Raw genomic sequence first — 22,338 nt, 5'->3', positions numbered from 1 at the left:
GCATATATGGACGTATCAGAACATTACATTCAACTGCGATTAAACTTTCCACATGTGCATGATGAACAAGAAGTACATACAACGGTAGGTGAACTTGCCGATCTTTTATGTTGTACCATGCGCAACATGAACCTCATTATGAACAAATTCAAGGAGAACGGATGGGTCAGGTGGAACCCTCAGCGTGGCAGAGGCAAAAAATCGATGCTGGTATTTTACGTCCCGTTGCTTGAAGTGGCGCATGAACGGTTCGACTATCTACTGAATGGCAACAGGATGGAGGATGCCTATGAACTGGCCGCTACCTTGCCAATACCGATGCGAGAACATCTGATGCAACAAATGCAGCATCAATTCGGTCTGCGTTCGAATGAAGGGGACAGAGGCCGAGTGGATACATTGCGAATTCCGCAGAATACACCTTTTAAGACTCTCGACCCAACGCAGACGGGGATGTGGGGAGAAGTATTCATTATTGCAGAGGTCTTTGATCGTTTGGTTCGTTATAATGCTGAACGCGAAGTCTGTGAGCCGGGCCTGGCTATGGCATGGGAGAGTCAAGCGGGTGGAAGGGAATGGACCTTTTATCTGCACAAAGGCATACCTTTTCATCATGGAAGGATACTGGATGCCGAGGACGTCAAGTTTACCTTTGATCGTATTATCTCTGACAAGAGTAATCCGTGCAGGCCTCTGTTTGGTTCCATTGAGAGCATAGAAGCGTATGACCAGTTGACTGTACGTTTTGTGTTGAATAAACCCAACTTCATGTTCCCGGATCTGATGAGTAGTATGTCTGCATCGATCTTGCCGAGAGATGTGGAGATGAACCCGCTTCATCCGATTGGCACTGGACCTTATCGATTGACTCGTCATGATTCGAAGCTGCTTGTGCTTGAGGTGTTCCTTGCTTATTTCAAAGGGCGGGCTTATGTGGATCGTGTTGAAGTGTGGCAGCTCCCCCACTCGGGCAAAGCGGAGTCCATCATCAAGCATGATTTATTTCCGGATGCACAACCTCGTGCTGTACAGCATGAGATGCAGGGCGGTGTGTATATGACGTTTAATATGCAAAAGGAAGGGCCGCAGCATGATGTGAATTTTCGCCGGGCTGTTCAACAGCTATTGAATGTGCAGGAGTTGTGGGAAGCACTCGGAAGCACGAACACACAGCCTGCTTATAGTTTAATTCGAGGAAGAGCACAGCAACGGCATCTAACGGAGCATGTGGATCAAGGGGAGCCATGGAAACAACATTCGGAACAACCGGATGGTTCGGTCACACCTGAAACAGTACTTTCTGTCGAGACCTCACTGGCGCGGGCCTCAGCATTATTACGTCGTAGCTCTTACCAAGGGCAAAGTTTAAGTCTGTGGGTGGAAGAAGGAGAAAAGATGGAGGCAGACATGGTCTGGTTTGCAGAGAGATGTAACCAGATTGGCCTACATATTAACATTATGCCGGGAGACCCGGTCCATGCAGTCTATCAAGATGGATTCAGGGATTGTGATCTGATCTATACGGGAGAAGTGTTCGATGATCATATCGTGCTGAGTCTGGTGACGATGTATACCTTTCAGAACACATTATTCCTGATTGCGATGAATAATTACTGGAGATATGAACTGGAACAGGAATGTGGACGAGTGGTCATGATCCAGGAACCTGCGGAGCGGTTGAATAGATTGATTCGGCTAGAAGATCGACTGATTCAGGAGGCATTGCTTCTGCCCACGTACAGCTTCAAGGAAGAACACACCCATCATGATTCGCTGAGAGATTATCGTGTTGCGGGTTATGGTCTGCCTGATCTGCGCCGATTGTGGGTGAAGAGAAGACCAGGTGCCGAGGAAGAGGATGCGAGTTATCCGGTGTATATTCCGTTGTGGTAGGACTAGCTACCACAACGGAAATGAAGCAAGTGTTCTCTATACAAATTGAATTAAACATTTATACAAAACGGAGAGGACAGAAATAACCTGAAGAAGCAGAGCGTTCGCCTTTATCCCCGGATTTTCCCTTTATGAAAAGAAATCAAAGAAATCTGGGGATAACAGCGATCAGAAGGTTGTTCTGTCATCGGAGTGACCAGTGTAAACATTCATTAGTTTAATTTATATAGGTTCTGATCATTTACGAAACCCTAATGAATTCAATAGGCTTTGTACCCGGTTCAAGCAACAAAGGAATGGAGATGGATTGAGCAACTTCTGAAGATTCATTGAGGGTAAACGTATACGTGATCTTCAGACCGAATAACACAAATTCGACGGAGAACGTATCTTTCCCGGTGTATTCCATGGGCATTTCAATGGCGTTAAAGGTTGCTTGTAACCCTTCCGATGTTTCCTTAATAGACATCTCGCCATAACCAGGATGCGTGTAAATACCCGCATAAGTGGTGAGAGGACGATCACAAGGAGCGACAGGAGGTTCTTCAACTTTTTCCTCGACGGCAGTGTCTGGCTGAATAGGTATTTCCAGAGGATTCTCCGGATTTGCCTCCGTTTCTGCTGATTCTTTCCCCATTAATTTGCTCAATTTGGAACTCCAATTGACAGGCTCCAATCCAAGCAGTTGATCCATGATATGAAAAGCAACCGTATACGGAATTATACTTCCGTGGGTGTTGCTCAGAACCACGATTCCAATCTGTTCCTCTGGCAAAAAGGCAACTTGCGATGCAAAGCCATCAATAGCCCCACCATGATGAATCATGGCATGTCCACGATAAGGCTCAATCATCCAACCCAGACCATAGGTACTCACAGGCAGTTCTTGGCTTATGAACGGCGAATCACTGGGCATCTGAGGACTATGCATAATCTTCATCTGTTCCTTAGATATCAATGACGTTCCTTCCCATTGACCTTGATGCAATTGGAATTGAAGCCATGCAATCATATCGACTAGATTGCTGTTAATGGAACCAGCAGGTCCTATGGCATCAATGGCTCGAAAAGGTATTCTCGTATTCTGACCATCCTTCTCCATATAAGGGTAAGCATAGTCAGGCTGAAGTTGCATTTTTTCAACAGAGAACAGACTTGAGTTCATACCCAGCGGATTAAATAGGGTCTTCTGAACCATCTGCTCCCACGAAGTTTCATTGAGCTGTCCAACCAGATAACCTGCCGTCATGTACATTAGGTTCTGATACTGCCATTTGTTTCGGAAATCCTGATTTGGCTCCAGATACTGTAATGTACGAACAAGTTCTTCTCTTGTACGTGGGGAGTTGTACCATACCAACTCATGCCTTGGAAGACCCGAACGATGACACAGCATGTCGCGAATAGTTATACGTTCTGTTGCGATCGGATCGAACATCTGAAAATCTTTCATATACGACTTCACAGGGGTATCCCAGTCGAGTATCCCCTGATCCACAAGCAGAGCAGCGGTTGCTGCGGTAAAGGCTTTGGTACTTGAACCGATGGCAAACAACGTATTAGGGGTAACTTCAAGTTTGGACTCCAGGTCACGATAACCGTAGCCTTTTTGCCAGACGACTTCATCCTTATGGATCACAGCCACCGCTGTGCCGACACCATTCCATAATTGAAGCTGCTCGTTGATGAATTCATCCAGTCCTTCCAGTGATGTGCGAAGCTTTGTTTTCGTCATACCTTTTCCCTCCCAATATTCAACAAAACGAATAATATCCTACAATTCACTATGCCTTTTCTGGATAAAGTTAACATCCTCCCCGAGACTGATTTTGCGTAGCAATGCCGTATTAACGGACTTCACCGATTGCTTGTCAAACTAGTCCGCATATATCGAACAAGTCCCTCATAACATGTACTAATCAAGTAGGGGTTCTGCTGCAAGCACAATCCTGAAGTGAAAACATGTGCTAAAGGGGATGATGTCATGCGCCGAATATCATGGATGCTTGCCATGGTATTGGTCTTATCGGCCTTACTTGCCGCCTGCGGGAAGAAGGATGCGGCAGCTGTGGTCAAAGATCTGAACGAAGTCGTAGGAGAGATGGAAAGTTACCAGGGGGCAGGCGTGATGACGCTGCATACCGGAGATACGCCGCAGCAGTACAAGGTCGAGGTATGGCATCAGAAGCCTTCCTATTATCGTATTGCGTTAACGAATGCCAAAAAGGATGTAACACAGATTGTACTGCGTAACGATGAAGGTGTATTTGTTTTGACGCCGAGCCAGAACAAAAGCTTCCGTTTTCAGAGCAATTGGCCAGATAACCAAGGACAGGTATATCTCTATGAAACATTGATTCGGAGCATTACGGGAGATACAACCCGTCAGTTTGCGGATGAGAAGGAGAGCTATGTTTTTGATGTAGCTGCCAATTATAATACACATGCACTCGTCAGACAGAAGATCTGGCTGAACAAAAGCGATTATGCACCTAAACAGGTGGAAGTATCCGACTCCAATGCCAATGTTGTGGTCGATGTGAAATTTGACTCCTTCAAATTTGGGACTGAATTTGAGAAAGATGCCTTTGACATGCAGCGTAACATGTCAGCAGCTACAGAAGAAGGTGGCAAAACAGGAACGGACTCCGGTGTGACTCCCGTGGAGCAAACCGGTAATGAGGGTGGTAAAGAACCTGCCAATCCTCAGACTGCGCCTGAACCTGACGGGGCTGCCACTGATGGACAGACAGGTGTAGGTGGTGACACAGAGCAGCAAGGTACAGAAGGTGCTGCAACAGGTCAGGAAGGCGAAGAGCCAACCCTTGCAGAACCGGAAGGCTCAGACAGTTTCGGCGTAATTCAGCCGACCTATGCGCCGGAAGGCGTGCAGCTCAAGGATGATCAGATTCTGGAAGAGGCGGGAGACTATTCGGTTATGCTTCGTTATGAAGGAATATATAATTACACCATATTCGAAGCCAGACCGCAGGATCGAGCTGTGTCGCTTGCTCCATCCAGTGTAGTGGATCTTGGATTCACACTGGGGATGATCAGCGGAGATGCATTGAAGACACTGACATGGATGACAGATGGTATAGAATATCGGATCACCAGTGCAGACCTGCCTCAGAACGAAATGGTACGCATTGCAACTTCGATGCAGGAAGAGTCAGGCAAATGATTTTTGAACAAATGAACGAATAGTAGCATAAACATAAGGAATGCTAAGAAGCATCGGAGACCCGTTCTCCGGTGCTTTGCTTTGATGTAAGACAGGTATTCATCTGGCGCCGTTTTTCTTACTCGATACACCCAATAATGCAAAATGCGCTTCTACGCAGAGGGAACCGGGTAAATAATCGATATAAGCAGATTTTGCTGGGGTGGAAAAGTGGAATTTAGCCCTGCCAATCTCGCTTATTGGTCTTCTTCTGTGATCGCATTTGTTCCTCAAACGGCGCACCTTACATCTGTTTTTGAATGCGAAACTTCGGTTCATTTGACAGTCACATGCTGGAGCATTACGATGGAGTCTGACGTGAGCCGGATTAAGATGATTAGAGAAGGTGACTTAACGTGCAAGGACAATATCGGCCGACCCAAGCGGACATCAATTTGGATCATTTGTGTACTAACGTAGAAGCTTTCCGCGAGGCATTGCCTCAGGGCATGAAATTCCTCGCCTGTGTGAAGGCCAATGCCTATGGACATGGAGCGGTGGAGACGGCTAGAGAACTGGAACGAGTGGGTGTGGATTACTTAAGTGTGGCTTTTCTTGACGAAGCTCTGGAACTGCGACAACATGGGATTACGATTCCAATCCTGGTACTGGGTTATACGCCGCCTGAAGGGATCGCTGTTGCATGGCAACATGATGTGACCGTCACACTGTTCAGCAGGGAAGTGCTTGACGCCATTCGACATCTGGATGCGAGCACATTCGCTAACCAACTGAAGGTTCATATTAAAATCGACAGCGGCATGGGCCGATTAGGTCTGTTGCCTGGCGATGAGGCATTGGCTTTCATTCAGGAAGTAGCTTCGCTCAATCAGGTGATGCTGGAAGGCATGTTTACCCATTTTGCCAGAGCAGATGAAGAAGACAAAACCTATACACTGGAGCAGTATAGACGGTTCCAAAGCGTGGTTCATGCGCTCAGGGATCAGGGATGTTCCATCCCGATTATACATACGGCGAACAGCGCCGCTGCCATTGATACACCGGAATTGTCCTATGACATGGTACGTGTGGGAATAAGCCTGTACGGACTGTATCCTTCGGCTGAGGTGAATCATCAGGTGGTGAAGCTGTCCCCGGTATTGACGCTGAAGACAAAAGCGGTTCTGGTCAAAACACTGCCACCCCATTGGGGGATCAGTTACGGAACCCGTTATTTTACGCAAGGGTACGAACGAATAGCGACCCTGCCGCTCGGATATGCAGACGGATTCTCCAGAATGCTGACAGGTAAAGCACAAGTGCTTGTACGCGGCCGCCGCGTCCCTGTCGTCGGTACGATCTGCATGGATCAGTGTATGGTGTCGTTACAATCTTTCGCGGAAGAGGCGGAAGAAATTCAAGTCGGCGAAGAGGTTGTCCTCATCGGTCATCAGTCTGGTGGCGTAATAACCGCAGACGAGGTGGCATCCCAGCTCGGTACGATTGCTTATGAAGTGATCTGCATGATGGCGCACCGCATTCCGCGGGTATATACCCGCGGGGGAGCAGTAGTCGCCAAAATTAATCCACTTTTGACATCCTGACAGGTAAACTGGACGTCATTCCCAATAAACTTTTTTTCAGAACAGAAGGAAAACTGTCGGAGCATCTCGAATTATGTATGACGGTAAGGATTTAATTCCTGAATTGAGATGTTTGGTCTGTACGAATATTGTTCCCCGTGTTTATAATGGAGTACAGCATACTTGATATACTCGGGGCATATATATTCCTTTGTATAAAAGTTCTGGAAAAACGTAATACTGGTTCACAATGGCGAAAGGTTTGTGGGGGTGGAAGAAAGGTGGCCAACTTGCAGAACACCAAGCGGATCATGATCAGTTTACCTGATTATCTTTTGCAGGAAGTGGATGGCATCGTAGCGCTGGAGAATTCCAACCGCAGCGAATTGATTAGGCAGGCTATGAAGCTGTATTTAACGGAGCGTAAGAAACGTTACATCCGTGAAACGATGCAGCGAGGGTACATGGAGATGGCAAAAATTAATCTGACCATGGCATCCGAAGCCTTTCATGCGGAGGAAGATGCGGACAGCACTCTGGACCGCTTAGTTAGCGGGGTGTAGACATTGATCGTAAAACGTGGTGACGTTTTTTTTGCGGATCTTTCTCCCGTTGTCGGTTCCGAGCAAGGTGGAGTCAGGCCGGTTCTGGTGATCCAGAATGATATCGGCAACCGGTTCAGTCCAACTTGTATTGTGGCGGCTATCACCGCCCAAATCCAGAAGGCAAAGCTGCCAACGCATGTTGAAATTGATGCGGCGGCACACGGCTTTGACCGGGACTCGGTTATTTTGCTCGAACAAATACGGACGATTGATAAACAGAGGCTGACTGACAAGATTACCCATCTGGACGAGGAGACCATGAAACTGGTCAACGAAGCCTTACAGATCAGCCTTGGTTTAATCGATTTTTAAGGCAGCAACCAGTGTCTTGTACGCTGCCCTGCCGTCCGTTGGCAATGGATGTTCCTGTAAGGGAACACACTGAATTCAGACTGTAACCAAAAGAGCGTATGACAACCTTCGGGCTGTTATGCGCTCTTTTGATTAAAGCTTGATGAAAGCGTAGAACATTGGCGATCTTTTCGCTATAATGAAACCTGAGAAACCGTTTACCCGAAAGACCTATATATATAGAGGTGGAGGAGACATATGAGCATTTACATCAATCAGGAGAAACTTCAATTTCATTTACAGACCCGCGAGGCCAGTTACGTATTTCAGGTACTGCCTTCAGGATATTTGGTGCATTTGTATTATGGCAAAAAATTACGTGACACCGATCTGAGCTGGTTGCATGTTCGTACAGAACGAGCATCTTTCAGTCCGAACCCGGTACCAGAGGATCGTACAATCTCGTTCGATACGTTGCCAGTAGAATTACCAGTGTATGGCACGAGTGATTTCCGTAATCCTGCAATCCAATTGGAACTTGAGAATGGCTCAACGGTTTCGGAGTTTACGTATACAGGCCATCGATTGGTCAAAGGAAAGATAGCGCTTACTGGATTGCCAGCAACGTATGTTGAATCCGATGACGAAGCAGAGACACTGGTTATTGAGTTGGAAGACCGCGTCGCTGGTATCAAAATCGAGCTTTCTTATACAGCCTTTACGGCATTTAATGCGATTACACGCTCCATGCGTATCGTTAATGAGAGCGCTACCTCAGTGAATGTGGTGCGTGCGCTCAGTTCTTCTGTTGATTTCCCGCATGCTGATTATGAACTGCTGCAATTGTCAGGGGCTTGGACACGTGAACGTGATATCGTTCGCAGACCGCTTGCGTCAGGCCTGCAAGGGATTGAGAGCCGTCGCGGTTCAAGCAGTCACCAACAGAATCCATTCATTGCGCTGATGACACCAGGCACGGATGAAGACCAAGGTGAAGTTTACGGATTCAGTCTCGTTTATAGTGGCAGCTTCACTGCACAGGCTGAAGTGGATCAGTTCCACACCACCCGTGTATCGCTCGGGATCAACCCGTTTGAGTTCAGCTGGAAATTGGAGCCACAGGAAGCGTTCCAGACACCTGAAACGGTTATGGTATACTCGGATGCAGGTCTGGATGGTATGTCTCAGTCTTACCACGAATTGTATCGGGAGCGTCTTGCGCGTGGTAAGTTCCGTAATGCGGAACGTCCGGTTCTGGTCAATAACTGGGAAGCAACCTACTTTGGATTCAATGCAGATAAGATTGAACAGATCGCTCGTGCTGGACAGAAGCTGGGTATTGAGCTGTTTGTCTTGGATGATGGTTGGTTTGGACACCGGGACAGTGACAACTCCTCGCTGGGTGACTGGATTGTAGATAAAAACAAATTGCCACAGGGACTGGATGATCTGGCTAACCGCGTAACAGGTCTGGACATGCAGTTCGGACTGTGGTTTGAGCCTGAGATGATCTCGCCAGACAGTGAGTTATATCGTGCGCATCCGGACTGGTGTCTGCATGTGCCTGATCGTCGCCGGACAGAAGGACGTCAACAATTGGTACTCGATTTCTCTCGTCAGGATGTACGTGATGAGATCGTGCGCATGTTAACAGACGTACTTGGTTCTGCACCAATTACTTATGTGAAATGGGATATGAACCGGAATATGACGGAAGTGGGTTCCGCGTTGCTTCCGGCAGATAGACAGCGTGAGACCGCGCATCGTTACATGTTGGGATTGTATGACGTCATGGAACGAATCACTTCGGCGTTCCCCAATATTCTGTTCGAGAGTTGTTCAGGTGGTGGTGGCCGCTTCGATCCAGGTATGCTGTATTACATGCCACAGACGTGGACAAGTGATAACACGGATGCTATATCCCGTCTGCGGATTCAGTACGGTACCAGTCTTGTGTACCCGGTGAGTTCCATGGGATCGCATATCTCAGCTGTACCAAATCATCAGGTGAACCGGATCACTTCGCTTGAGATTCGGGGACATGTTGCGATGTCGGGCAACTTCGGTTACGAGCTGGACCTGACGAAATTCACTGAGAAAGAGAACGAGATCGTGAAAGCACAGGTAGAGCTGTACAAGGAGATCCGTGGAACAGTTCAATATGGAACATTCCGTCGCTTGCTCAGTCCGTTTGAAGGCAATGAGACAGCGTGGATGTTTATTGCACCGGACGGAAGCGAAGCCGTTGTATTCTACTTCCGCGTGCTCTCTGAGCCTAATGCGCCACTTCAGCGCCTGAAGCTGAAAGGATTGGACCCGAATGCGGATTACCGTCTGAAAGGCGGATCGGAGACCTTTACCGGCGATGCCTTGATGTATGGCGGTATTTCGGTAGGCAGTGCATCAGGAGACTATCTGAGCGAAATGTTCCGGTTTGAACGCATCTAGATAAGTGAACTACATTTTATTTACACGGATACTACGATGGATGACAGAACAACCTTCCAATCGCTGTTATCCCCAGATTTTTCGATTCCCTTTTCTCAAAGGGAAAATCCGGAGATAGCGTATGCTTCCGATGTAGCTTTCTTTCAGAAAGCTTTTAGGCGAACACTTCGCTTTTTCAGGTTTTTTCTGTCCTCTCCGTTATCGTGTAAATGAGCAGTTTCACTTATTAGATTGCTATTGTATTTAAAGTTTTGAATAAGGAAAGACCGAGGAGCGTCGTATTGACGTTTTTCGGTCTTTTTTTGACGTATTGGGGAAGGCTGGAGGATGACATCGTTCTGTCAGAACTTGTATGCTTGCGGATTGATGGAAATCTGGACGTGATTCTGTGATAATATAGGGTAGAGTGGAAGAAACAAATGGTTCAACTATACTGTAATTACAGCAGCAAAGCTGCCCTGAAATGATTGTAACGAACGATTCAGGAAGGAAAGAGGGATTTATTTTGTCTGAACAGGAAACGGTTCTGGAACCCAATGAAGAAACAATAAAGGCAGAACGCCATGAACGAATCATCAAACAGGTAGCCAAGGAACTGTCACTGTCCTTGAAGCAGGTCCGCACAACGTCGGAGCTTCTGGACGAAGGCAATACGATTCCATTTATCGCCCGCTACCGTAAAGAAATGACTGGAGAGCTGGATGAGAACCAGCTGCGATCGATTGAAGAACGCATTGTTTATCTGCGCAATCTTGAGGATCGCAAATTGGAAGTCATCCGTATTATAGAGGAACAGGGCAAACTGACCGGAGAACTGAAGCAATCCATTACCCAGGCTGTGAAGCTGCAGGAAGTGGAAGACTTGTATCGTCCGTTCCGTCAGAAGCGGAAAACACGTGCCAGTGTGGCCAAGGAAAAAGGTCTTGAGCCCCTTGCTGTATGGATCTGGGGTCAACCGAAACAAGGAGATGCACTCCAGGAAGCTGCGAAATATATCAATGCTGAACTGGGTGTAGAAGATGCGGAGGCTGCGCTTCAGGGAGCCAAAGACATTCTCGCGGAGAACATCGCAGACGATGCTGCCATTCGTGCCTGGATTCGTCGGTACACCTTGGATCACGGCATGCTGACTTCGGAAGCGAAGGATGCTCAAGAGGAGTCCGTGTACGAGAATTATTATGATTACCGCGAATTAGCCAAAAAGATGCCTCCACACCGTATTCTCGCGATTAATCGCGGTGAACGTGAGAGTATTCTGAAAGTCGGCCTGGACGTACAGGCAGAACCGGCCCATCGCCATATGGAAGGACAGATCATTCGTGGTGCTTCTGCCGTGCAGGATATCCTGCGTGATGTGATTGAAGATGCATACAAGCGGCTGATTGCGCCTTCCATCGAGCGCGAAGTTCGTGGAGAGCTCACGGAAAAAGGTGAAAATCAAGCCATTTCAGTATTCTCGGCCAATCTGCGTAATCTGTTGCTTCAACCGCCGATTCATGGCAAACGTGTGCTGGGTGTCGATCCTGCCTATCGTACGGGTTGTAAACTGGCTGTAGTAGATGACACGGGCAAGCTGCTGGAAGTGGCTGTGACCTACCCAACGCCACCACACAATAAGAAACGTGAAGCTGCGGAAGTATTCCACCGGATGATCAAGCAATATGATATCGGACTGATCGTCATTGGTAATGGTACCGGATCACGTGAAACGGAGCAATTTGTTGCCGAGATCATTCAGGAGAACGGTGATGAAAGTCTTGTATATCTGATCGTTAACGAAGCAGGCGCGAGTGTATATTCTGCATCCAAGCTGGCCCAGGAAGAGTTCCCTGATCTGGATGTTGCGGAGCGCAGTGCAGCTTCCATTGCACGTCGTGTACAAGACCCGCTGGCGGAGTTGGTTAAGATTGATCCAAAAGCCATTGGCGTGGGTCAATATCAGCATGACGTATCCCAGAAGATTCTGGAAGAAAGCCTGAAGGCTGTCGTGGAATCCGCAGTTAACCATGTGGGTGTGGACGTGAATACGGCATCACCTTCGTTGCTGTCATATGTTGCCGGAGTTAACGCTACGATTGCCAAAAACATTGTGAAGTACCGCGAAGAGAATGGCCGGTTTACGAACCGTCGTCAGCTTCAGAAGGTGCCCCGTCTGGGTGCCAAAACCTATGAGCAGTGCGTAGGATTTATGCGTATTGGTGAGGGTGAGAATCCATTGGATCGTACACCGATTCACCCAGAGTCCTATAAGGTTGTGGATCAGCTGTTCAAGGAGCTTCAGGTTGCACTGGACAAGCTGGGAAGCAAGGAACTGTCGGTATTACTGTCAGAGCAACAGCCAGAGCAATTGGCTGTGAAACTGGACGTAGGTGTGCCTACATTGCGGGACATTCTGGACAGCTTACAGCGTCCGGGTCGTGACCCGCGTGAAGAAATGCCGTTGCCAATCTTCCGTACAGATGTATTGAAAATTGAGGATCTGGTAGAAGGCATGGAGTTGCAAGGTACGGTTCGGAACGTAATTGATTTTGGTGCCTTTGTTGATATTGGAATTAAGAGTGATGGGCTTGTCCATATCTCACAGCTCAGCAACGGGTATGTTAAACATCCGATGGATGTTGTATCTGTCGGGGATAATGTAACGGTCTGGGTTATGAATGTGGATACCAAAAAAGGCCGTGTCGGCCTTACGATGAAGAAGCCTGCTTCTGCGCAACAGTCTTCTTAAGTAATAGGATTGGAGAACAGCCTTCCCTGACCAGGAAGGCTGTTTGTTGTCGACAGGAATAGTCCCGTTGTCCGTTCTAATTCCTCTAGTAAGTACGGTGGGCAATATGTGCATTTTCTTAAAGTACGTGTTCAAAAGGCCATCCTTCGTAATCCAATGCAGACTTTTATGAACAACCTCTTAAAGTTCGTTCTCCGCGCTGCGTGGTGTGCCATTTGCTGGTTTGTTACGATAAAAGAACCAGCATTCGTTCAGCAACTTGATTTGCCGGCTGTCCTTTTTGTGAAATGCACGCATCAGTTGATTGCAAAGCCATTGAGGCAAGGGTATCTCCTCCTCTTGCATAATTCATCTGTACGTTAGCATATGTGGCAATAGCCTGGACTGTGCGGGATAAGTGGAGGCCACGGGCAAATCAATCTTGTTCACTCAAAACAAAAAAAGCACAAATCCCAATTCAGGGAGATGTGCTTTTCGTTCTCATCATTATAAAATGATACCTGCGGTGAATTAGAGAGCTTCCATCTCTTCTTCATACCATTGTTCCAATTGGGCCTGAAGAGCCCGGATTTCGGTAAGCAGAGAAATCAAAGGATAATGGCTTTCACGTAGGGCTGCAAAAGATTCTTCAAGCGCATTGATATAATCAAGGCCGCCGATGATAGTAAGATTTTCGTTAAGGAGATCGAGGCTGTCACATTCGGCGATCGCCCAAGGCAGGACAGGGACATCTGCTGCAGTGAGTTTATCAATTTCCTTGTGCAGGCGCAGATTGAGCGCACTGAGTTGATAGGCGTAATCTGCCGGCATTTCCACGAACTGCAATTGTTGTTCCTGCTGCAGGATGACATAGCGCATTGTAGGCATAACGAGTAATAATCTCCCCTCATACATTCTACTTGACAGTGTAGCCTACGAAACGGTTAAAATTCAAGTATTATGCCGGAAAAACAAATGCTCCGAGGGGGTGCAAGGAGAGATACCGATGGAAAATGAGGAATTGCAACAATGGATTGAACAGGTATCACTGGATCATTTCGGAGTACCGTTCACCCATGAAGCGTTGTTTAACAGTCGCCTGACCACGACGGGTGGGCGTTATATGCTCAAAAGTCACCGGATTGAGATCAATCCGCATCAACTCGAAGCCTATGGGCGAGATGAGGTTGAGAAAATCATCAAACATGAGCTGTGTCACTATCATCTGCATATTCGTGGGCGCGGCTATCAGCATCGTGACCCGGAATTCAAGGCTTTATTGCAGAAGGTAGGCGGCTCGCGTTACTGCCAATCACTTCCTGACGGTAAAGGCAGAAAGCCGCTGCCATATCGTTATAAGCTGGTGTGCAAGAGCTGTGGTACGGAATATTTGCGGAAGCGGAAAATAGATCCGAAGCGTTACCGTTGTGGTCGTTGCGCGGGAAAACTGGGCCTTCAGAATATCTGATGTGTGTATCATTCAATGTATTAAAGAAAGTGATGGTAGGGATGTTGACTTGGATTATTAATCATGATAAATTAATCTTATTCAAGTTAATTTTCCCTGATAGCTCAGTTGGTAGAGCACTCGACTGTTAATCGAGTTGTCACAGGTTCGAGCCCTGTTCGGGGAGCCATTTCTTGGAGAGATACCCAAGTGGCTATAAGGGGACCCTCTGCTAAGGGGTTAGACTGCGTAAGCGGTGCGAGGGTTCGAATCCCTCTCTCTCCGTTCTGAATTAAACTTCTCTGCAAAGGGATGAGAACCCTAAAGGTTCGTCGGAGCATAAGCTTCGTTAGCAATACTTCGCAGTCTCGAACGAAGTGAGAGTATCCCTCTCTCTCCGTTCTGATTCACCAAAAAATCCTCTTCACATTAGACCGGTTAACGGTCAGTGTGAAGGGGATTTTTTACGTTTATTCATCTTTGCTTATCCCTTGTATACGCTTCTGCTTAAAGTGAAATGCTCAACACCTCGTATAAACCTTTCTTGCCTGCTTCCGTCACTTCGACAGAGCGACTTCCTGTTTTTTGACGAATCCAGTCCAGTTCTGATAATCGATGTCTGAGTTGTTCCCCAAGCATACCTGAGAGATGATGACGGCGTTCGCTCCAATCCAGACATTTGCGAGCGATGGCCCGGCGTGATCCTGGCTGCATCTGAAGTTTAATTCCAAACGTAGTGAACCACTGTATTCCTTTCTCTGTAACTTGATAATCCTTGCTATGTGCCTCTTCGGGCTCTGAAAGATAACCCTTCTGTACTAAGGCTTCACAGAGCGAGATTCCCAATTTTCCGGCCAGATGACCATAACAGGTCCGTGCATAACTCAGTTGTTGAAGCTGGTCGGATTGTTTGAGAGAGCGGATCTGAACAGGCGGGGCAATACTGGCCATCGTTTCAATCAGATTAGCAATTTCTTTGTTTGCAAGACGGTAGTATCGATGGCGTCCTTGTTGTTCAACTTCAAGTAATCCTCCCTCTACGAGTTTAGCTAGATGGCTGCTTGCCGTCTGGGGAGTGACACTTGCCATATGAGCAAGCTCACCTGCGGGCAACGCCCGGCCATCCAGTAAGGATGACAGAAAAATAGCGCGGCTTGGATCAGCGATTAACGACGCAATAACAGTAATATTCGGATATACATTCATACTTCGATCATATCTGAACTATTACTGTATTACAATCCAGTTGTATCGTCCCATATGGGTCAGATTGAGCTTATAAATCATTGGAATGGGAACAGGAGAGGTACAGGATGAAAAAGATAACGAAACAGGACTTTTCTACAGGGCAGTTGTCCGAGAGTCCAGCAGTGATTCAACATGAAACGATTAATCCCAGTATTTTATATTATGGTACGCCTGTATTGCTGCTAAGCACATTAAATGAGGATGGGTCAACCAACCTGTCACCATTATCTTCGTCTTGGGCGCTTGGAGACTGTCTGGTTCTCGGTCTAGGTACTCAAGGCAAAGCCTATGAAAATCTGAGTCGACATCCGGAGTGTGTGATTAATTTACCAGATGCGACCATGTGGAGACAGGTTGAGGCATTGGGTCGTTATACGGGAGTTAACCCGGTTCCTGAGGAGAAAAGGCAGATGGGCTATGAATATTGTCATGATAAATTCACTGTAGCTGGACTGACATCCGAATGCTCGGTTCAGGTGGCACCAGATAAAATAGTTGAATGTCCACTCCAGATTGAAGCGGCTGTACAACACATACGTGTTTCCGAACATACACCGTTCATGGCGATTGTCGAAGTGAAAGCGTTGAAGGTGCACGCGCACACAAGGCTAATATCTGGACCGAACAAGATTAATCCAGAGGAATGGCATCCGCTGATATATAATTTCAGACATTATTACGGATTGGGAGAGAGACAAGGGGAAAATTTCCGGGCAGAGAATTGACCTGGACGGAAGTTCTTTATTAGTCATGTAAAGATTGGGTAATAGTAAAGATAGACTAATGTAAGCATATACATAATGAAAGAGGTGATGTGCATGGAAGTGGAATATTTGATGCGTGTACTCATAGCTGGAATATGTGGTGTGCTAATCGGATATGAGCGCAAGAATCGAATGAAAGAGGCGGGAATTCGTACTCATTTTGTGGTCGCTGTCGGTGCTGCCCTGATGATGATTGTGTCCAAATATGGATTCCAGGATCAGGCAGGCTGGGCCAATCTGTCTCTTGATCCCTCAAGGATCGCTGCACAGGTTGTTAGCGGTGTGGGGTTCATTGGAGCGGGCATGATCTTCACACAGCGTCACACGGTCAGGGGATTGACCACAGCGGCTGGCATATGGGCTACGGCAGGCATGGGACTTGCTGTGGGTTCAGGTCTGTATTGGACGGGTGCAGGCGTGACACTTCTTATTGTCGTGGCACAGATGTTACTGCATAGACCCACACGCTGGCTGGTATCCGCCCGAACAGAGACGTTAACCATCCATCTGCAAAATGAGGGAGAGGCCCTGAAGACTGTTTTGGCACTGCTGGGGCAGGAGAAGATCTCGGTCATCGGATTTAAGACAGAACAGCAAACAAGCACAGACTCCGTGGAAGAGACTGTGCTTGAGTTCACGTTGCAACTGCCGGGTTCATACCGGGGCGAGCAACTGATTATTTTGTTACAGGACGTGCCTCACGTTCGATCTGCGGAGTTAAAATGAAGCGAACCTGCATGGCTCAACAGGCGACCATGCAGGTTCAGTGCTTAATTCAGTATGGGTTCAATTACTGACCCTCTCCGACAATCGTTTCTGGACGGGACACCGGTTTACCTTCAAGCAGGCACTCGATGGCATGGGCAACACCGTGCTCCACATTGGTTAGCGTTATCGCTTTGGCTAATGCCTGGATTTCGGGTTCCCCATTACCCATGGCGATGCCGAGTCCTGCCATTTTTAACATGGAGACATCGTTGAAGTTATCACCGATCGCTACTGTATCTTCCATGGAGATGTTCAGGTGAGCCGCCAGTTTGGTGAGGGCATTACCTTTGGATACGTCCGGGTGCTGCATTTCGAAGTTATGCTCAAAGGATACAACCATGGCGACATCGGATCGGGATGCGAAGTATTCTCGTCCTGTCTTTACTTTGTCCGGATTCATGGAGAAGGCCATAATATTATAGACGTAGGCTTCTGCCGGAATTTCCAGATGGCTGTTTACGCGGTGGTAGTCTTTTTTGTCATAGTGTTTCTTGATGGAGCGAATCATGCGTGCAATGTCCTCACCAGGGTTCGAACCAAGAACACGTTCCATCTCGGCGAGCAAGGTCTCATGACTGCTACGCGGGGCATAGATGCCTTGTTGCGTTGAAGCCTCATAATAGACATCATGATCTTCCAGCCACTGCATGACGGAAGCTGCTGTATCACGCTCAAGCGGAAGATGGAATAAACGTTCACCGTCTGCATCATGAATTGTCGCTCCGTTAGAGCCGATAATTGGGGTTTTGATTCCGCCTTCGCGGCTGATGGTCACAACATCGGAATAGACACGTCCTGTAGCAATGGTAACCTTCATACCGGATTGCTGGGCCTTTTGGATGGCTGCGGCGTTCTCCGGGCTAATCTGGCTATCTATGTTCAACAAAGTTCCATCTAAATCTGTGGCAAATAATTTCATATATTTACAACTCCTTATCATCTGTTGGTTCAGGAATGAGAATCTCAACCTGTTGTTCGGCTAGAAAAACAAGCCATTCTTTGGTTGGCCATTGATCCGTAATCAATACATCCACCAATGACCAGTCGGCAAAACGATAACCATAACGTCTATCAAACTTGGATTGATCTGCAAGAACAACAACCTTCTTGGCAGCTTTCATCATTTGGTGTTTAATTTTCCCTTCCTCTTCGGAAGCGCTGAAGCCATCCATGGTGATACCGCCAATACCGATAAAGGCTTTATCTACATAATAGTGGGAGAGGGTCTCAATAACAGAGGTACCGTAGACATAACGTTGTTCCTTATCTACTTTGCCTCCGAGCAAACGAATCTGGACAGCAGTGTGATTGGAGAGAAGATCAGCGGAATGAATCGAATTAGTAATGACGGTACAGGATTTGCCGTCTAAGTTCTCGGCACAGGCCTGCACAGTCGTGGAAGAGTCCAGAATAATGATCTCGCCTTGCCTTACAATGGCCGCAGCGAGTTTGCCGATGGCCCTCTTTTCCTCAGATACATCGAGTAAACGGTCTTTGTAGGATCTGAATTCTTGCGGAGGAGGGGGGAGAATCGCGCCGCCACGTGTTCGGATAATGGCATCCTGTTCCTCGAGCTTAATCAGATCCCTGCGTGCAGTATCCCGTGATACATCAAACAAGGCGACAATATCATCGGCTGAGATGCGATTGTGTTTGCGTAGATGTTCAACAATGAGCTGCATTCGTTCTTCTTGAAACAAACATGTCACCTCCGAGTGTATGGATGACCGTACTTATACTTATACTGATACTTTAATTATAAGTATTCTTAATGTGATTTGCAATATTATAAGTGAACGTAAGTTTTTATAAGTGTTTTAATGAATAGTTAACATTGTTCCTGCACGGGGATGACACTGGCATGAATGGGGAAATGGCTAATATTAGGGATCTGAAGAGCCGTGTACCAAAGACAAAAAACGCTTGAAAAATAAATTTTTAAAAAAGTATTGCAAGTTCAAATTGCCCTGTGGTATACTCATTCTTGTCGCCAAGAAAGACAACTTGTTATTAAGGCCCGTTGGTCAAGGGGTTAAGACACCTCCCTTTCACGGAGGTAACAGGGGTTCGAATCCCCTACGGGTCATATCTTCACCACCTCATGAGATCTACATTTTCGATGAGTAATCCTCAAAGTCATTGCTCTTATAGACAAGAATGAAGCATGGCACATCCGGTGAAGTTTACAGCAAGAGCCATTAGCTCAGTTGGTAGAGCACCTGACTTTTAATCAGGGTGTCGAAGGTTCGAGCCCTTCATGGCTCACCATTTTTACAATTGAATATGCGGTCGTGGTGGAATGGCAGACACGCTATCTTGAGGGGGTAGTGGGTGTATACCCGTGGAGGTTCGAGTCCTCTCGACCGCATCACAGCAACAATATAAGATAGACTTCTATGATCATTCATGGGAGTCTATCTTTGTGTTATACGATATACCTCATCCTGTTCCAGGCATATAAAGGCTGAGCATTCAGGAATAATGTGGTATAATTCAAGCAGATGAGTTGATTATTACGGTTGGAAGGCGGTTCTTGTATGCAGTCGATCTATGAGCGAATTGAACACCTGATTGCCGAACGAGGAATGACCAAGAAGGCTTTCTGCCAACAGCTGAAGATTAGCACAGGCAATCTGGGTGATTGGAAACGTGGCAAGTCTATTCCGAGTACGAATAAATTAATTGAGATTGCTTCGTTTTTTGATGTGAGCCTCGACTGGCTCATGATTGGACGTCCATCGAAGGAAGCGATGGTTCGGGAAAAACGGGAGGATTATTTTTTTGACGTTTTGCGGCAATTGAATTGCCAAGAAAGTGAATTATCGACTGTGGAACAGTCTTTTATCAGCGAATATATTGAGTTCACCCGTTACCGCAAATCCAAGGAAAGCAAGGATGCAGGCGACTATCGCTATAAACCTGAGAACAAATCAGAGAACGATTCTGAGGAAAACGAAGCTTAAGTGATATGAGCAGCATCCATAGACTGAATGTTCAAAAACCTCTGGACTAATCCGAACACACTCGGAGACAGTTCAGAGGTTTTTTTGTATTAACCATGCATGCTTCAAGCCCTTATTTTCGGAAGACAAGAGTTTCTTTGCCCAGCAGATGGGGGCGGAGTGTGTTCCAGATCTGAAGACACTGCTCCTGAAGCTCCCAAGCTGCCATGCCAAGGAGTCGAACGCCGATGCCTCCGGTTGCCAGCAAACTTGCACCTGCGAGCATCCGTCCATCTGGTGGCAGCGCGGATCTGACTTGCTCCAACTCCGCAGTACCAAGCCCCGGTGCGATCATCCACAACGCAGCGGTATGGGTATAGTGAAGGAGAGACGCGGAGTGTTTGGGATCATCGGTATCCGGTTCGAGTCCGAATCGATCCCAGACAGCCAGTTGTTCACCTTGCCATATCTCCGTCAAGCTGCGGTAACGCTCGAATTGGAAAGCTTCTCCCCGATGAATCCGTCCGGCAGACCAGATATCTGCATAGGCCAGGATTGCCCTTTCTTCCAGCTCAAAGGTTACAGCGAGCGAAGAAGAACTTCCTTTGAAGGGAATGACGCATTCAGGGAAGTATTCCAGCGTGGCCCCCTTTCCCAACCGAAAGTGATGATTAACGGATGAGGGAATGGAAGGTGTAGGATGAAGTCTGGTAGCAGATGTGCTGCTCAGCATGACATGGGTGCCTTCACCTAATTCCCACTCGGAATGATAGTGATCCCCGTTAAGGACTCCGGGCGAGACGTCGGACGTGTACACACATAATTCGGTTCCGCCTCCGGGAGGTCGAAAGGATCGGCTAAACCGGAGTGGTGCGCTGTAATAACGATCAGTCATGACAGTTCGGTCGCCTTGAAAGGCAAAGGTGGCCCGAAGCTCGCTGCGGCGTGTGACGGGCGCACCTGCACTTTCTTTCCCATTTAGCTCTGTCCCCGTGGGGACAGAAGATGAATTAATGCGAGTGAGTGCCATGTTCATGGCTGTGTGAATGCAGATGTGCAGCGGAAGCATCGTCATCCATATATTGATGTTCGAGCCAGTGGACAATCTCGGATACACCTTCACCGCTCATTAGATTAGACATGACATAAGGGCGGCCTTCGCGTACCCGCTCGGTATCATTTTTCATAACTTCCAGGCTTGCTCCAACGTAAGGGGCAAGGTCGGTTTTGTTGATTAACAACAGATCTGAACGCGTGATGCCAGGACCGCCTTTGCGAGGGAGTTTCTCCCCTTGGGCAACGTCGATAATGTAGATGAACACATCAGCGAGTTCCGGACTGAATGCAGCAGAGAGATTGTCACCACCGCTCTCGATAAAGATCAGTTGCAGATCCGGGAAACGTTCAATTAACTCGTCAACTGCTTCGAAATTCATTGAGGCATCCTCACGAATAGCGGTGTGCGGGCATCCGCCTGTCTCTACGCCGATAATGCGCTCTGGTGCCAGTGCATTCTGACGCAGCAAGATTTCGGCATCTTCCTTGGTATAAATGTCATTCGTGATGACAGCAAGGCTATAACGTGTACGCAGTGCCTTGGACAGCTTCTCCACCAGGGCTGTTTTACCTGAGCCTACCGGTCCACCAATTCCAATTCGCATCGGACGACTCCGATCAAATGCCTTACGTTCCCACTCCGGATGATGCGTATGATTAGCTCCTCCACACATAACAATTCCTCCTAAGTTAGATAAAAGTTGTAGTTAAGACATAAACAGCCGCGCGGGTAAGGTCTCATGCCGCATGGCGTAGATTTCCTGGGCGATTCCGAAGCTGTGCATATCTTCCGGGTCGTTTTCCCGAATGAGAGCCCATTCCGCTTCGATATCGTCAAGCAGTTTTTGAATCAACATCTGCGCTTCGGTTTGTCCGATGGGCAGCAGGCGAAGTGCGCTGTTCACATAAGCGTTCACCGAGGTATACAGATGCCCGGTAACGGCTTCATCCAATTCAATCTCCAACTGATAGTTGATATAACCGTGAATGGTCGTGATGCCGCAATACGCGCCATGTTCCCGGATGGCCTTATCAATTAGGGAAAAGTCCATCCATGGATAGAGTGAACGGGCCAGCTTGAGCAGTCGTTTTCCCATTTTGTGGCCGCTTTCCCTGAGTTCCCGAGGGGAGCGCTGGGCGTGGACACGTTTATCATACAGGGCAAGTAGAGCGGCATCTTGCTGTTTTATCGCCTGATAGACGCCTTTGATGGCAAGACCATCTAGTCGTACAAGACTGGAATGAAGTTGGCTGCGAATAAACTGTTCAAGCTGCGCGGTATTTTGCACGGTGCCATCATGCGTGTAAGCTTCCAGACCGAAGGAATGGGAGAAACCACCGATGGGCAGGGCCGAATCCAGCAGCTGAACATAACGGAGTAGCTTCGTGCCACTGTTCATCATGAGTGCCCCCTTATCAGCTA

Annotated in this window: 20 protein-coding genes and 5 tRNA genes; 16 read left to right on the top strand and 9 right to left on the bottom strand. The window is 47.6% G+C overall.

Annotated elements, in window-relative coordinates:
* Positions 1-6: 6 nt before the first annotated feature.
* Positions 7-1,893, top strand: coding sequence for an ABC transporter substrate-binding protein (locus BLS69_RS16975; protein WP_091033670.1), 1,887 nt, complete (start codon positions 7-9; stop codon positions 1,891-1,893).
* Positions 1,894-2,134: 241 nt separating this feature from the next.
* Here BLS69_RS16975 and BLS69_RS16970 read toward each other — a convergent pair whose 3' ends face one another.
* On the bottom strand, positions 2,135-3,628 hold the full coding sequence (locus BLS69_RS16970; protein WP_091033668.1) for a serine hydrolase: 1,494 nt from the start codon (positions 3,626-3,628) through the stop codon (positions 2,135-2,137).
* A gap of 249 nt (positions 3,629-3,877) precedes the next feature.
* Between BLS69_RS16970 and BLS69_RS16965 the strand changes: the two genes are divergently transcribed.
* The 6 genes from BLS69_RS16965 (at position 3,878) to BLS69_RS16940 (ending at position 12,711) form a co-directional block, all read left to right on the top strand.
* A complete protein-coding gene (locus BLS69_RS16965; RefSeq protein ID WP_091033664.1) occupies positions 3,878-5,077 on the top strand; it encodes a DUF4367 domain-containing protein in 1,200 nt (399 codons plus the stop codon).
* A gap of 395 nt (positions 5,078-5,472) precedes the next feature.
* Positions 5,473-6,660, top strand: a complete 1,188-nt coding sequence (gene alr / locus BLS69_RS16960; protein WP_091033662.1) for an alanine racemase — start codon at positions 5,473-5,475, stop codon at positions 6,658-6,660.
* A 260-nt stretch (positions 6,661-6,920) separates the two neighbouring features.
* Entirely contained in the window at positions 6,921-7,202 is a 282-nt protein-coding gene (locus tag BLS69_RS16955) for a CopG family ribbon-helix-helix protein (protein WP_017690037.1), read from the top strand.
* A gap of 3 nt (positions 7,203-7,205) precedes the next feature.
* Positions 7,206-7,556, top strand: a complete 351-nt coding sequence (locus BLS69_RS16950) for a type II toxin-antitoxin system PemK/MazF family toxin (RefSeq protein ID WP_024630714.1) — start codon at positions 7,206-7,208, stop codon at positions 7,554-7,556.
* A 237-nt stretch (positions 7,557-7,793) separates the two neighbouring features.
* Positions 7,794-9,983 (top strand): alpha-galactosidase, encoded by a 2,190-nt coding sequence (locus tag BLS69_RS16945; protein ID WP_091033659.1) that lies wholly within the window; start codon positions 7,794-7,796, stop codon positions 9,981-9,983.
* Between the two features lie 505 nt (positions 9,984-10,488).
* Positions 10,489-12,711 carry a Tex family protein gene (locus BLS69_RS16940; protein WP_256332319.1) on the top strand — a complete coding sequence of 741 codons (2,223 nt, stop codon included), beginning with the start codon at positions 10,489-10,491 and terminating at the stop codon, positions 12,709-12,711.
* A 180-nt stretch (positions 12,712-12,891) separates the two neighbouring features.
* Here BLS69_RS16940 and cmpA read toward each other — a convergent pair whose 3' ends face one another.
* Entirely contained in the window at positions 12,892-13,035 is a 144-nt protein-coding gene (gene cmpA / locus BLS69_RS16935; protein ID WP_017690033.1) for a cortex morphogenetic protein CmpA, read from the bottom strand.
* A 186-nt stretch (positions 13,036-13,221) separates the two neighbouring features.
* Complete coding sequence (locus BLS69_RS16930; protein WP_017690032.1) at positions 13,222-13,578, bottom strand: hypothetical protein; 357 nt, start codon at positions 13,576-13,578, stop codon at positions 13,222-13,224.
* A gap of 118 nt (positions 13,579-13,696) precedes the next feature.
* Between BLS69_RS16930 and BLS69_RS16925 the strand changes: the two genes are divergently transcribed.
* The 3 genes from BLS69_RS16925 (at position 13,697) to BLS69_RS16915 (ending at position 14,422) form a co-directional block, all read left to right on the top strand.
* The gene (locus BLS69_RS16925) at positions 13,697-14,158 is read left to right on the top strand and encodes a SprT family protein (RefSeq protein WP_036669054.1); all 462 of its coding nucleotides are present in this window, start codon (positions 13,697-13,699) and stop codon (positions 14,156-14,158) included.
* 93 nt (positions 14,159-14,251) lie between these two features.
* Positions 14,252-14,327, top strand: a tRNA-Asn gene (locus tag BLS69_RS16920).
* A 6-nt stretch (positions 14,328-14,333) separates the two neighbouring features.
* Positions 14,334-14,422, top strand: a tRNA-Ser gene (locus BLS69_RS16915).
* 222 nt (positions 14,423-14,644) lie between these two features.
* Here BLS69_RS16915 and BLS69_RS16910 read toward each other — a convergent pair.
* Positions 14,645-15,343, bottom strand: a complete 699-nt coding sequence (locus tag BLS69_RS16910; RefSeq protein ID WP_091033655.1) for an ArsR/SmtB family transcription factor — start codon at positions 15,341-15,343, stop codon at positions 14,645-14,647.
* A 107-nt stretch (positions 15,344-15,450) separates the two neighbouring features.
* Here BLS69_RS16910 and BLS69_RS16905 point away from each other — a divergent pair, with 107 nt between their 5' ends.
* Both BLS69_RS16905 and BLS69_RS16900 read left to right on the top strand, forming a co-directional pair.
* Positions 15,451-16,110, top strand: coding sequence for a flavin reductase family protein (locus tag BLS69_RS16905; RefSeq protein WP_091033652.1), 660 nt, complete (start codon positions 15,451-15,453; stop codon positions 16,108-16,110).
* A 93-nt stretch (positions 16,111-16,203) separates the two neighbouring features.
* Positions 16,204-16,875 carry an MgtC/SapB family protein gene (locus BLS69_RS16900; RefSeq protein ID WP_091033649.1) on the top strand — a complete coding sequence of 224 codons (672 nt, stop codon included), beginning with the start codon at positions 16,204-16,206 and terminating at the stop codon, positions 16,873-16,875.
* Between the two features lie 64 nt (positions 16,876-16,939).
* On the opposite strand, the gene BLS69_RS16895 is transcribed toward BLS69_RS16900, so the two are convergent.
* Together BLS69_RS16895 and BLS69_RS16890 are read right to left on the bottom strand one after the other, a co-directional pair.
* Complete coding sequence (locus BLS69_RS16895; RefSeq protein ID WP_091033645.1) at positions 16,940-17,836, bottom strand: Cof-type HAD-IIB family hydrolase; 897 nt, start codon at positions 17,834-17,836, stop codon at positions 16,940-16,942.
* Between the two features lie 4 nt (positions 17,837-17,840).
* The gene (locus BLS69_RS16890; RefSeq protein ID WP_076251528.1) at positions 17,841-18,617 is read right to left on the bottom strand and encodes a DeoR/GlpR family DNA-binding transcription regulator; all 777 of its coding nucleotides are present in this window, start codon (positions 18,615-18,617) and stop codon (positions 17,841-17,843) included.
* Positions 18,618-18,931: 314 nt separating this feature from the next.
* On the opposite strand from BLS69_RS16890, the gene BLS69_RS16885 reads away from it, so the two are divergent.
* The 4 genes from BLS69_RS16885 to BLS69_RS16870 all read left to right on the top strand — a co-directional run bounded on the left by BLS69_RS16885 (position 18,932) and on the right by BLS69_RS16870 (position 19,880).
* A tRNA-Glu gene (locus tag BLS69_RS16885) sits at positions 18,932-19,003 on the top strand.
* A gap of 106 nt (positions 19,004-19,109) precedes the next feature.
* Positions 19,110-19,185, top strand: a tRNA-Lys gene (locus tag BLS69_RS16880).
* Positions 19,186-19,202: 17 nt separating this feature from the next.
* Positions 19,203-19,285 (top strand) — tRNA-Leu (locus tag BLS69_RS16875).
* Positions 19,286-19,454: 169 nt separating this feature from the next.
* The gene (locus tag BLS69_RS16870; protein WP_036610863.1) at positions 19,455-19,880 is read left to right on the top strand and encodes a helix-turn-helix domain-containing protein; all 426 of its coding nucleotides are present in this window, start codon (positions 19,455-19,457) and stop codon (positions 19,878-19,880) included.
* 112 nt (positions 19,881-19,992) lie between these two features.
* Here the strand turns inward: BLS69_RS16870 and BLS69_RS16865 are convergent, their stop codons facing one another.
* Genes BLS69_RS16865 through BLS69_RS16855 form a run of 3 tightly spaced genes read right to left on the bottom strand, consistent with a single transcriptional unit; the run spans position 19,993 to position 22,318 of the window.
* Complete coding sequence (locus BLS69_RS16865) at positions 19,993-20,964, bottom strand: urease accessory protein UreD (RefSeq protein ID WP_143023588.1); 972 nt, start codon at positions 20,962-20,964, stop codon at positions 19,993-19,995.
* On the bottom strand, positions 20,870-21,589 hold the full coding sequence (ureG, locus tag BLS69_RS16860; protein WP_017690021.1) for an urease accessory protein UreG: 720 nt from the start codon (positions 21,587-21,589) through the stop codon (positions 20,870-20,872). Before ureG ends, BLS69_RS16865 begins: the two co-directional genes overlap by 95 nt.
* Before the next feature lie 33 nt (positions 21,590-21,622).
* Positions 21,623-22,318, bottom strand: a complete 696-nt coding sequence (locus BLS69_RS16855) for an urease accessory protein UreF (RefSeq protein ID WP_082219012.1) — start codon at positions 22,316-22,318, stop codon at positions 21,623-21,625.
* Positions 22,319-22,338: the final 20 nt, after the last annotated feature.

The sequence above is a fragment of the Paenibacillus sp. CF095 genome, assembly GCF_900101225.1.
Classification (GTDB): Bacteria; Bacillota; Bacilli; order Paenibacillales; family Paenibacillaceae; genus Paenibacillus.
This window is presented reverse-complemented; position numbering and strand designations above follow the sequence as displayed.

Coding starts and splice junctions, on each gene's coding strand:
- BLS69_RS16870 (WP_036610863.1), top strand. CDS start 19,455: ATGCAGTCGATCTATGAGCGAATTGAACACCTGATTGCCGAACGAGGA.
- BLS69_RS16970 (WP_091033668.1), bottom strand. CDS start 3,628: ATGACGAAAACAAAGCTTCGCACATCACTGGAAGGACTGGATGAATTC.
- BLS69_RS16925 (WP_036669054.1), top strand. CDS start 13,697: ATGGAAAATGAGGAATTGCAACAATGGATTGAACAGGTATCACTGGAT.
- BLS69_RS16910 (WP_091033655.1), bottom strand. CDS start 15,343: ATGAATGTATATCCGAATATTACTGTTATTGCGTCGTTAATCGCTGAT.
- BLS69_RS16930 (WP_017690032.1), bottom strand. CDS start 13,578: ATGCCTACAATGCGCTATGTCATCCTGCAGCAGGAACAACAATTGCAG.
- BLS69_RS16975 (WP_091033670.1), top strand. CDS start 7: ATGGACGTATCAGAACATTACATTCAACTGCGATTAAACTTTCCACAT.
- BLS69_RS16905 (WP_091033652.1), top strand. CDS start 15,451: ATGAAAAAGATAACGAAACAGGACTTTTCTACAGGGCAGTTGTCCGAG.
- BLS69_RS16965 (WP_091033664.1), top strand. CDS start 3,878: ATGCGCCGAATATCATGGATGCTTGCCATGGTATTGGTCTTATCGGCC.
- BLS69_RS16900 (WP_091033649.1), top strand. CDS start 16,204: ATGGAAGTGGAATATTTGATGCGTGTACTCATAGCTGGAATATGTGGT.
- BLS69_RS16895 (WP_091033645.1), bottom strand. CDS start 17,836: ATGAAATTATTTGCCACAGATTTAGATGGAACTTTGTTGAACATAGAT.
- ureG (WP_017690021.1), bottom strand. CDS start 21,589: ATGTGTGGAGGAGCTAATCATACGCATCATCCGGAGTGGGAACGTAAG.
- BLS69_RS16945 (WP_091033659.1), top strand. CDS start 7,794: ATGAGCATTTACATCAATCAGGAGAAACTTCAATTTCATTTACAGACC.
- BLS69_RS16855 (WP_082219012.1), bottom strand. CDS start 22,318: ATGATGAACAGTGGCACGAAGCTACTCCGTTATGTTCAGCTGCTGGAT.